General features: G+C 42.6%; 8 protein-coding genes and 1 pseudogene. All 9 read left to right on the plus strand.

What is annotated here, in order from left to right; translation table 11 throughout:
* A pseudogene (locus BLS49_RS24940) lies at positions 1-705 on the plus strand (hypothetical protein); the annotation flags it as partial.
* A 1,351-nt stretch (positions 706-2,056) separates the two neighbouring features.
* Positions 2,057-2,254 (plus strand): cold shock domain-containing protein, encoded by a 198-nt coding sequence (locus BLS49_RS23840; protein WP_091236538.1) that lies wholly within the window; start codon positions 2,057-2,059, stop codon positions 2,252-2,254.
* 267 nt (positions 2,255-2,521) lie between these two features.
* Positions 2,522-3,067: a ribosome hibernation-promoting factor, HPF/YfiA family gene (gene hpf / locus BLS49_RS23845; RefSeq protein ID WP_091236541.1), complete on the plus strand. Its 546-nt coding sequence runs from the start codon at positions 2,522-2,524 to the stop codon at positions 3,065-3,067.
* Positions 3,068-3,293: 226 nt separating this feature from the next.
* Positions 3,294-5,801 carry a preprotein translocase subunit SecA gene (secA, locus tag BLS49_RS23850; protein WP_091236543.1) on the plus strand — a complete coding sequence of 836 codons (2,508 nt, stop codon included), beginning with the start codon at positions 3,294-3,296 and terminating at the stop codon, positions 5,799-5,801.
* Between the two features lie 150 nt (positions 5,802-5,951).
* Positions 5,952-7,065, plus strand: a protein-coding gene (gene prfB, locus BLS49_RS23855) for a peptide chain release factor 2 (RefSeq protein ID WP_139173176.1) whose coding sequence is annotated in 2 segments (ribosomal slippage) — positions 5,952-6,023 and positions 6,025-7,065 — 1,113 coding nt in all. Because the reading frame shifts where the segments join, the coding sequence is not laid out codon by codon here.
* Positions 7,066-7,157: 92 nt separating this feature from the next.
* Positions 7,158-8,045, plus strand: a complete 888-nt coding sequence (locus tag BLS49_RS23860; protein WP_091236548.1) for a YitT family protein — start codon at positions 7,158-7,160, stop codon at positions 8,043-8,045.
* Between the two features lie 214 nt (positions 8,046-8,259).
* Positions 8,260-8,895: a hypothetical protein gene (locus BLS49_RS23865; RefSeq protein WP_091236551.1), complete on the plus strand. Its 636-nt coding sequence runs from the start codon at positions 8,260-8,262 to the stop codon at positions 8,893-8,895.
* Between the two features lie 487 nt (positions 8,896-9,382).
* The gene (gene argC, locus BLS49_RS23870) at positions 9,383-10,435 is read left to right on the plus strand and encodes an N-acetyl-gamma-glutamyl-phosphate reductase (protein ID WP_091236553.1); all 1,053 of its coding nucleotides are present in this window, start codon (positions 9,383-9,385) and stop codon (positions 10,433-10,435) included.
* A gap of 51 nt (positions 10,436-10,486) precedes the next feature.
* The gene (argJ, locus tag BLS49_RS23875; protein WP_091236555.1) at positions 10,487-11,719 is read left to right on the plus strand and encodes a bifunctional glutamate N-acetyltransferase/amino-acid acetyltransferase ArgJ; all 1,233 of its coding nucleotides are present in this window, start codon (positions 10,487-10,489) and stop codon (positions 11,717-11,719) included.
* Positions 11,720-11,817 lie beyond the last annotated feature (98 nt).

The following is an 11,817-nucleotide window of genomic DNA, read 5'->3' on the forward strand; positions in this document are numbered from 1 at the left end:
GGAACAGCAACTGTAGCAGCAACCAAAACCGAAGCTGTTCTGAGCATCTCACAATTGGGCACAGCAGCAGGTAAGGTTTATGTTGAAGTGACGGAAGCAGGTAAAGCAGCAAGTGAGCGCACGGAAGTGAGCTATGAAGCAGAAGCACAATCCACAAAAGTAGCTGCAGATAAAGTAACTATCGTGAATAACGCAGGTAAAGCAGATACCGTAACGGTAACCGACCTGACTGCAGGTACCATCGTGAAGGTCTACGATCTGGAAACCGCAGGTAAGGTACTGGGAACAGTTACTGCTTCGAGAAGTGAAGCAACCATAAGTATAGCAAATCTAGGTTTCTCAAGTGGAAGTGTATATGTTAGTGTAACTGAACCGGGTAAAACTGAGAGTGACAGAGTTAAGGCTGATTATGAAGGGGAGCCTACCACTGAACCACTATCTGAGTCCGCAGTTACAATCGTAAATAATTCTGGTAAAGCAGATACAATTACTGTTACAGGGCTGACAGCTGGTGATATTGTAAAAGTATATTACAAAGGAACTAGTACTGTTGCAGGTAGTACAGTAGTATCTTCAGGTAAAAATGAAGCTGTAATTTCTATTTCTCAATTAGGGATATCTGCAGGTTCAGTAGAGATTACTCTCACCAATCCAGGAAGCCATGAGAGTACTAAGGTAGAAGTCAGCTTTACTGCCGAAGATTAAAAGTTTCAATCAGATAGTTATGTTGACCTGAAATAAAAGAGAAATATAAGAAAGGATGGTTTCCGTTCAGATCGGAATCATCCTTTCTTACTCTAAATGACATGAGTTACGATTAGAAGCCAGTACACTAATTAAGAAAGCACATGCGTTTATTGTATACAATTGTCGAAAGGAGCCAGAACTTGTAGGATTTGATGAACATTTCGTACATACCTGAGTCGGAGAATAATCTTATCGATAGTAACGATACAAAGTACATAACATAACATGTAGGTTCGACCAAGGGAATTTGAGAGTCCACTAGCAGATGATATCGAAAGAGTCAATAAGTACCCTAAAGGAACTCTTGCCTTCTTGGGGAAATTTCATTTTTTGAATTAATTTTAAAATTATTTAAAATTAATAGTAGGTCTTTATTTGTTGGAAAATGGGTTATCGGTAATTTGCTTGTTGCAGTTATTGGATCTATATTAGTGTATTCAAATCCAAGTATATCTATATCATGGCTACTTATGATCTATGCAATAGTCAGAGTGTTCGAGATAGTAATTTACCAATTTAATGTTACATTATTTGATCCTTTAAGCCAAATTATTCAATTGAGTCAGGTACTAGATTACTTGTTTTGTTGCTAATAAATTACATAGAAATGATTTTTTGGTATACGATAATTCTACTCTCTATCATGAACATTAAGCAAATAGGTACTACTAGTAACCGGATATCCTATGTTTCATCAAGTTTTTATTGTTTTTCAACTTATGATAGCGATAGAATGCTGGCTAATGGTGATATGTTCTTATCTTTAGTTTCTGTAGAGATTGTTACTGGATTAATAATGTCAGTTTTGTCTATAGCTCGATGCATCAGTTTATTGCCTGTTGCTGATGAGAGGAGAGGAAAAAATAGTAATGTAAGGAACATTAAATAAAATAAATAGCCTTTCATCCGCATGTTTCAAAAAATCCAGTCACGCTGCCAACATGAATAACTTATGAAACAGCAACATTTTTTTAAATGAGAATGTACTATTTTAATGCATTGAAATTTGATAATAAGATGAATGTTATCAAAACAAGTTATTTATAAAATAATAATCTATATGTAATAGATTCTGTTTCACTCTCCCTTCCCCAAGGTTAATGTTTAATAGGTCCAATATCATGCTGACAAGCCTGCAAAAACTGGCGATTTTTGTAACATTTCTATCGACAAAAATTTACAATAAATTTACAGTAAAACCTTTTCTTTGGTAATTGACATTGGAGAAGTTTGGGTGGTATAGTCAGACATGTGGACTTGGTCACACAAGGATCACACTCTTATTTGATAATGAAGGGAATGTTAGTGCATGCAAGGTAAAGTAAAATGGTTTAACGCAGAGAAAGGTTATGGCTTCATCGAAACTGAGGAAGGCACAGACGTATTCGTACACTTCTCCGCTATCCAAACTGACGGTTTCAAAACTTTGGAAGAAGGACAAGCTGTTGAGTTCGAAATCGTAGAAGGCGCTCGTGGCCCTCAAGCGGCTAATGTAATCAAATTATAATCATCCGGCTTCGCCGACCTACATATAACGGTATGATGGTTAACAATTAGATACTAGCTAGCATAAGACCCTGGAATTACGGGGTCTTTTTTTCTTGCAAACATATTGAAACGGATATTTTCTCTAGTTCATTTTTTCTAGTTCACATACCTCGTGATTAAAATGTGACGGGTTATGTGACTTTTTGAATGAACTCTCTTTTTACATTTTTACTTTCTGTTAATATTTATGGTATAATAAAGGTGCAAAGCAAAGGAGGAGTGCCCTATGAATTATAGTATTCGTGGACAACAAATTGAAGTGACTGACGCACTACGAGATTATGTGGACAAGAAGCTCAGTCGGCTCGATAAGTACTTTGATGCACCCCCCGCCTCAGGTGGTTACGTCACTTTAAGTGTCGTACGAGGCTTGCACGCGGTTGAGGTTACAATTCCTCTGACCGGAGTAGTGCTTCGTGCTGAAGAACGCAGCGACGACATGTATGCATCTATAGATGCAGTAGTGGACAAGCTCGAACGTCAAATACGCAAGCACAAAACAAAGATCAACCGCAAGTTCCGTCAGGAAGGCAGTCTGAAGACGTTGTTCGTTGAAGACAAATCTGCTGCTGTTGTGGCTGATTCCGATGATGAATTGGAATTGGTACGGACGAAGAGATTTGATTTCAAACCTATGGACGTGGAAGAGGCAATTCTTCAGATGAACATGGTAGGCCATAATTTCTTCGTATTTTCCAATATCGATACACGTGAAATTAACGTAGTATATAAACGGAACGATGGCAAATACGGATTGATTGAACAGGCTTAGCCTTTGGAATCATTCGTATCCAATCTTGACGATTGTATGAATGGACTGGTAATTCTTGCAATTCAAATTTATGGAACGAGCCTTTATCCGCTTGCGGATAGGGCTCTTTATTCGTATAAAAGGTAATTTAATATGACGACTGGTGCTACGTGCGATTGTTGCGGCATCCCATACAAACTGTTACAATTTAGGCAAATCATCTGTTTATGCATGAAAGGGGTAAACCATGCTAGGATTAGTGAAAAAGATTTTTGGCGACACGAACGAACGTGATGTCAAACGTCTTATGAAGACGGTAGATTATATTAATACATTAGAGCCTCAATTTACAGCTTTAACGGACGAGCAGCTCAAAGGCAAAACACAAGAATTTCGTGATCGCCTTGAGAAGGGAGAGACGTTAGACGAGATCCTTCCGGAAGCATTTGCAACAGTTAGAGAAGCTTCTAAGAGAACACTCGGCATGCGCCATTTCGATGTACAGCTGCTAGGTGGTATGGCACTGCATGAGGGGCGTATTTCTGAAATGAAAACGGGTGAAGGGAAAACATTGGTCGGAACCCTACCAGTTTATTTGAATGCTCTTTTAGAAAAAGGTGTACACGTAGTTACGGTCAACGATTATTTGGCGCAACGCGATAGTGAGCAAATGGGTCAAATCTATAACTACCTTGGAATGACCGTAGGTGTTAACTTGAACGGTATGGAACATGCCGAGAAGCAGGAAGCTTATTCTTGCGATATTACTTATGGTACGAATAACGAATTTGGCTTCGATTATCTCCGCGACAATATGGTGCTATATAAGGAGCAAATGGTTCAGCGTCCTCTTTATTTCTGTATCATTGACGAAGTGGACTCCATTCTTATTGACGAAGCACGTACTCCACTAATTATTTCCGGACAAGCCCAAAAATCGACTGAGTTGTATTATGCGGCAGATCGTTTTGTTAAGAAACTTCAGCCAGAAGAGGATTATACGGTAGATATCAAGGTTAAAGCAGTGGCCCTCACCGAAAAAGGTGTTGCGAAGGCAGAACGTGCTTTTGGTATTGATAATTTGTACGATCATAACCATATTACGTTGAACCACCATGTGGTACAGGCACTTAAGGCAAATGTCATTATGCGTCGCGACGTGGACTACGTTGTTACTGAAGACGAAGTTCTAATCGTTGATGAATTTACCGGACGTTTGATGGCGGGTCGCCGTTATAGTGATGGTTTGCATCAAGCGATTGAAGCTAAGGAAGACATCGAGGTTCAGAACGAGAGCATGACGCTCGCCACCATTACGTTCCAGAACTACTTCCGGATGTACCGCAAGCTGGCTGGGATGACCGGTACAGCGAAGACAGAGGAAGAAGAGTTCAAGAAAATTTATGGTCTGGAAGTACTGCAGGTGCCGACGAATCGTCCAAACCAGCGTATCGATTTGCCAGACGTTGTGTACAAGAGCGAGAACGGTAAGTTTAAAGCCGTTGTTGACGAAATTGTAAAACGCCATGCGCAGAATCAACCTATACTGGTTGGTACAATATCGATTGAAAATTCTGAGCTAGTTTCGGATATGCTGAAACGCAAGGGTGTTCAGCATAAAGTACTGAATGCAAAATATCATGCTGAAGAAGCTGAGATTATTTCACGTGCAGGTCAACCAGGCTCCGTTACAATCGCAACTAACATGGCAGGCCGTGGTACTGATATTTTGCTAGGTGACGGTGTATCTGAGGTTGGAGGTCTCCATATCATCGGTACAGAGCGTCATGAATCTCGGCGGATTGACAACCAGCTTCGTGGACGTGCTGGACGTCAGGGCGACCCAGGATCAACACAGTTCTATTTATCGCTTGGCGACGAACTGATGAAGCGTTTTGGTGCAGACAACGTGCTGAACATGATGGAACGTCTTGGTTTTGAAGAAGATCAGCCGATCGAGAGCAAAATGATTACACGTGCGGTTGAATCTGCTCAAAAACGCGTAGAAGGCAACAACTTTGACGTTCGTAAAGTCGTTCTTCAATATGATGATGTTATGAATCAGCAGCGTGAAATTATTTATAAACAACGGCGTGAGCTTCTGGAGTCTGAAAATATCAAGCAAATCGTTGTAGATATGATCAAACCTGTCATTGAGCGTGTTGTAGAAGCTCATACAGCAGATGAGATTCCTGAGAACTGGGAGCTGCAGGATGTAGCGGACTATATTAACTCGAAGCTGCTTGAAGAAGGCGCTGTGACCCGTGATGAGCTATGGGGGAAAGAGCCGAATGAGATGGTGGACCATATTTTTGACCGTGTTATGGCAAAATATGATCAACGTGAAGAAGCAATTGGGGATGAAATGGTACGCGAGTTCGAGAAAGTTGTCGCATTGCGCGCTGTTGACAGCAAATGGATGGATCATATTGATGCAATGGATCAGCTTCGTCAAGGTATCCATCTTCGTGCATACGGTGGTACAGATCCACTTCGCGAATACCAATTTGAAGGATTTGAAATGTTCAATCAAATGGTAGCCAGCATCCAGGAGGAAGTTGCGACATATATTATGAAAGCACAAATCGAGAGAAATCAGGAGCGTCAGGCTGTAGTAGACGAATCCAAGATCTCTACGAGTGGCGAACCAGCTGAGAAACGTCCGGTACAACGCGGCGAACAAGTTGGACGCAATGATTTGTGCCCATGCGGCAGTGGCAAGAAGTATAAGCATTGCCACGGACAAAATGCGTAATTTTTGCGGAATGCGAGAATCATGTAATTGAACCATTATTAAATAAACAACGGGGGGACCATTCTCTAGAATGGCGTCCCCGTTTCTACTTAATCAGGTAAATGCACAACGCATAGTATATATAAAACCAAGGAAGGGTGACTTTACAGGATGATTGATCCGAATGTGAAGCATGATATGCGAGAAATCGCCAAAAAATTAACGAACCTTAGGGGGTCTCTTTGACTTAGATCTTAAGCAAGAGATGATTGCGAACTATGAAGAGAAAATGGCGGCTCCTGATTTTTGGGACGACAATGATAAAGCACAAGCGGTCATTGCTGAAATGAATGCTGTCAAATCCTCTGTTGATCAATACAGCGTACTTCAGCAGGATTTTGATGATGTGGAAATGATGGCAGAGCTTGCTGAAGAAGAGGGAGACGACTCCTTAGCACAGGAGATAGGCTCCTCTGTTGCAGCGATTTTGAGTAAGCTGGAAGAGTTTGAGCTTGGTCTTTTGCTCAATCAGCCTTATGATAAAATGAATGCCATTCTTGAGCTGCATCCTGGTGCAGGTGGCACAGAGTCTCAGGACTGGGGACAAATGCTGCTGCGGATGTATACTCGTTGGGCAGAAAAACGTGGCTTTAAGGTGGAGACACTGGACTACCTTCCTGGAGATGAAGCGGGTATCAAAAGTGTTACACTGCTCATTAAGGGCTTTAATGCATACGGATATCTCAAAGCAGAGAAGGGCGTGCATCGTCTTGTACGTATTTCGCCTTTTGATGCATCTGGCAGAAGACATACTTCCTTTGTTTCCTGTGATGTCGTGCCGGAAATTACAGACGATGTCGATATTGAAATTCGGACTGAGGATTTGAAGATCGATACGTACCGTGCGAGTGGTGCGGGCGGTCAGCATATCAATACGACGGATTCAGCCGTGCGGATCACGCATATTCCGTCAGGGATCGTTGTAACGTGCCAGAACGAACGCTCACAAATTAAGAACCGGGAACGTGCTATGACGATGCTCCGCTCCAAATTGTATGAACGTAAGCTGGAAGAACAACAGAAGCAGCTTGATGCAATTAGAGGGGAACAGTCTGATATTGCTTGGGGAAGTCAGATCCGGTCATATGTTTTCCACCCGTATAGCATGATAAAAGATCACCGCACATCAGTTGAGACAGGTAATGTTGGCGCTGTTATGGACGGGGATCTGGATGCTTTTATTGACGGTTATTTGAGAAGTCAAATTCAAATCGAGCAGCAATAACATAATAGATCAGATTCCTACACTTCATTCATGTCAATTAATTTTGTGAGAGGTGTAGGAATTTTTTTGACAGTAGTAAGGAGGGGGCTGCAATGCAGCCAAAACAACATAAACGCAGAATTATCGACTATATTCCACTTAGTGGACCGGTCCGGCATACTCTTGATACTTTGATGATTGTTATCGGATCGCTAATCACGGCGTTGGCATTCAATATGTTCCTGGTACCTAATCACATCGCATCAGGCGGCGTATCAGGTCTATCGATTATAGTCCAGTCCATATTTGGCATTGAACCGGCTTACACGCAGTGGGCTCTAAATATTCCACTTTTTGCAGCGGGATTTCTGCTGCTTGGACGCGATTATGCTATTCGGTCGCTGCTTGGAACTGTCGTATTGCCGCTTTTTGTATTTATGACCAAGGACTTGCCTGTACCGACTACGGATCCTTTGCTAGCTTCGCTTTACGGTGGTATCGGAGTTGGGGTTGGTTTGGGTATTGTTTTTCGAGGTAGAGGCTCTACAGGCGGGCTATCAACACTGGCTCAAATTATTCAAAAATACAGCGGTCTCAGCTTATCGGTATGCGTAGTACTGATGGATGGTACGGTGATTGCCCTGGCGGGTTTTGTTCTTTCTCCGGAAAAGGCACTTTATGCGCTGATCGGTCTGTACATAACCGGTAAAATCATCGATGCAATTGAGCTTGGATTTAATTATACGAAGGTAGCCTATATCATTGCAGAGAATACGGAGGCCATCTCGGATGCCGTATTGTCTCAATTGGATCGAGGGCTTACCAAGCTGAATGCTAGAGGTGGTTACACTGGAGATGATCGTACAGTGCTAATGGTCGTCGTAGGACAGAGCGAGGTAACACGTCTTAAGACGCTTGTGCAGACACTTGACCCTACCGCCTTTGTGATTATTACGAATGCCCATGAAGTACTGGGTGAAGGGTTTAAGAGGACAACTTAATTCTGACCATTAGACTATTTAACAATACGTTGCTATGAGCACAGAGCAGATCAATGAGGTAATCTCTTGGTTTGCTCTTTTTTGTGTACAAAAAATTGGTGTCATTATGTATTTTTTAAGTACACACTAAGGGAGCATTCAGGTGAAGGGGATATGATAAAACACGAAGGCAAGTACACAAACTATTAAAATAAAGTTGGGAGAGATAAGCGATATGACGACAAGGCATCTTACACAATCCATTGGAGTGAGTCTGTTGGCATTGATTTTGCTTAGTGCGTGCAGCTCAAATCAGGCTCAGGTCGCTAGTGGAACGGAGAGCGTGGATTCAGGAACAGTAGCAGAGAACAATTCATCCGAAGATTCAATGAATTCATCAGTTGAACAACAAGGACCAGGAGGGATGATGGATGAGGGGCAAATGAAGCTGATGAGCACTTTTAGATCTCTAATTATGCTTGATGAACAGCAAGGTCTTGGAATTACAAAAGAGCAGGCAGAGGTGATCCTTCCCATCGTGCAAGCTACTGTAACGGCAAATGAATTGACAGATAATAATGCTGCAAGCATCACAGCTGAGCTGACTGAGGATCAGCAGGCGTACATTACGAAAATGGCGGAGCAAATGCCAGGCGGAGGGAACCCTGCAGAGCAGGGAGGACCAAGGGCTGATGGCGCTGTTGCACCTCCCGAAGGAGATGGAGGTAACTCTCCTGAGGGTCAAGCACCACCAGCAGGCAATAAAGGGAATCCTGACGATGGCCAAGCACGACCGCAAAGCGGAGAAGGAAATATGGAGCAGCAGTTGATCGAACTGCTTCAAGCCAAGATCAACGGTACAGAATCTTAAGTTAAGTTTTAGGATTGCATCAAAGTTGCTGTGACCGTGAAAAGTGGAGAAAACTTCCCTTATTTGTCGATAATGATCTTGTTATTAGAAAATAGAGGAAGTTAATTCCTTTATATGGAGGGAGATAGCTGTTTTCAGCCCATTTATAGTAGCTTCGTGAGCAATTAGAGAAAATATTTCCTCTATTTTCATAAAATAACCTGACTTTTGCAAATTAAAGGAAATTACTTCCGTTATTCCGCTGAGAAGTAAGTGAAAACGCAAATGCAAGTGTATAATAATAAGGCACTATTTTCCTGGGAATACATAAATTTCGAAGGAATAGTGCCTTTTTTTGCTATCGGCTATTCAACCATGAATTAATTATGCACAGCTGTTGTATTTATATAAATATGAATGTATAATAATACATATTTATTGCATAGTTGTATAATATTTTATTAACTAAGTTATAAAAAAATAGATGAGAGAAAGAGAGGTAAGATGAGTGAGCGGAGAAAAAGTGAAAGTTGCCATTGTCGGTTCCACCGGATACGGAGGCGTGGAGCTGATTCGTTTTTTATTGGGGCATCCAAATGTAGAAATTGTGTCTGTTATTTCAGCATCTAGTGCGGGAGTGCCGATTACAGATGGTTTTCCACATTTATCGGAGATTGTAACGCAAAATTTGGACGGTGTTAATCCGGATGAAATTGCTGAGAAGGCCGATGTAGTGTTCACTGCTACACCATCAGGAGTCAGCAGCAAGCTGGTTCCGCAATTGCTTGAGGTTGGACTAAAAGTAATTGATCTCTCGGGTGATTTTCGGATTAAGGACGGAGCTACATATGAAGCATGGTACAAACATGAGGCTCCAGAAAGCAAGCTGTTAGAACAGGCGGTATATGGACTTAGTGAAATCTATGGTGACGATGTCCGAGGAAAAGATTTGATTTCTAATCCAGGCTGCTATTCAACTGCAACTTTGCTAGGGCTTATTCCTGCACTTAGTGCGGGATGGATCGATCCTTCAAGCATTATTATTGATGCAAAATCAGGCGTTTCGGGAGCAGGTCGTGGAACTAGCCTGACTAGTCATTATGCTGAAATCAATGAAAACTTCAAAGCATATAAAGTGAACAAACATCAGCACATTCCTGAAATTGAGCAGGTGCTGTCGAATATTAATGGCGAGCCAGTGATCGTGACATTTACAACACATCTTGTGCCAATGACAAGAGGAATTATGAGCACTATGTATGCGGGGATGAAAGAAGCCCATACGGAAGAGGAGTTTGTTGAGCTGTATCGCCAGTATTATGAAGGCAGATCTTTTGTACGGGTTCGTGAAGCAGGAAAATGGCCAGCTACTAAAGAAGTATTTTGCTCTAACTATTGCGATATTGGATTTGCTGTAGATGAACGGACGGGACGAGTAACGATTATTTCTGTAATTGATAACGTAGTTAAAGGAGCCGCAGGTCAGGCTATCCAGAATTTGAATTTGATGATGGGCTGGGATGAGACAACAGGTCTCAAGCTTAGTCCGGTTTATCCATAACTGAAATACAGAAATAATTTTATCGGGTTGATAAAAAGGAAGGAGAAGGTCATGGGAGTAGTGAGTTTATTTAGTGTTGCCGCAGAAGGAAGTATTACATCTCCGAAGGGTTTTCAAGCAGGGGGATTGCATTGCGGTTTGAAAAAGACGTCACGAAACGATCTTGGTGCGATTGTATGTGAAGTACCGGCGGTTGCGGCGTCTGTCTATACGACAAACGTTTTTCAGGCTGCTCCGTTGAAGGTGACGCGGGAAAGTATCGCATCAGAAGGACATTTGCGTGCTGTTGTTGTCAACAGCGGCAACGCTAATGCGTGTACTGGACAGCAAGGAGAAGCTGATGCTTATGAAATGCGTGCCGCAACGGCCAAAGCCTTTGGGCTGGCTGATCATGAAATAGCTGTAGCATCTACCGGTGTAATCGGTGAACTGCTGCCTATGGATCGTGTAAGAGACGGTATTGCCGGATTGCCTGCTTCATTATCTTCGGGTAGCGAAGGGGCTGAGCAATTTTGCCAGGCTATTTTGACAACGGATCTGGTGAAAAAAGAAGTATGTGTCTCCATGAACATCGATGGTCGTGAAGTGAAAATTGCTGGTGCAGCCAAAGGATCGGGCATGATTCATCCTAACATGGCAACCATGCTGGCTTTCGTAACAACCGATGCGGTCATTGAGCAAAAATCGCTGCAAGGGCTGCTTGGAGCTGCTACGGATTTAACATTTAATATGATCACTGTAGATGGAGATACAAGCACGAATGATATGCTGGTTGCGATGGCGAGCGGATTGGCTGGCAACAATGAGTTGAATACGGGACATCCTGACTGGGAAGCCTTTGCTGCTGGTTTCCAGCATGTATGCCAGACGCTTGCCAAAGCAATTGCTCGTGATGGAGAAGGAGCTACGCGTCTTGTTGAGGTAACAGTAACAAATGCGGTCAGTGATGAGGCTGCCCGTGCCATTGCAAAGACAGTTGTAGGTTCTAGCTTGGTTAAGTCGGCTGTCTTTGGTGCTGATGCCAACTGGGGGCGCATTATTGCAGCGGTAGGCCGTGCAGGCCAGCCAGTGAATCCGGATACGGTTGATATTAAGCTAGGAGATATTGTCGTGCTGACGGCTTCTCGTCCGATTCCTTTTGATGAAGAAGAGGCGCTTGCTTATTTGCAAGGCGACACAGTAACAATTCACGTTGACCTTAACAACGGAACAGGCGAAGCGACAGCATGGGGCTGTGATTTGACTTATGACTATGTCCGAATCAACGCAGCCTACCGTACTTAACTTAGAGGAAGTTCAAAAAATCAGCTTTTGATCACGATGCATTTCGAAGAGGAATACTCGGCGTCGAATCTTGGATTCAGCCGGGATCTCCGGTGCTC

Origin of the sequence: Fontibacillus panacisegetis, assembly GCF_900102215.1 — a bacterium.
Lineage (GTDB): Bacteria > Bacillota > Bacilli > Paenibacillales > Paenibacillaceae > Fontibacillus > Fontibacillus panacisegetis.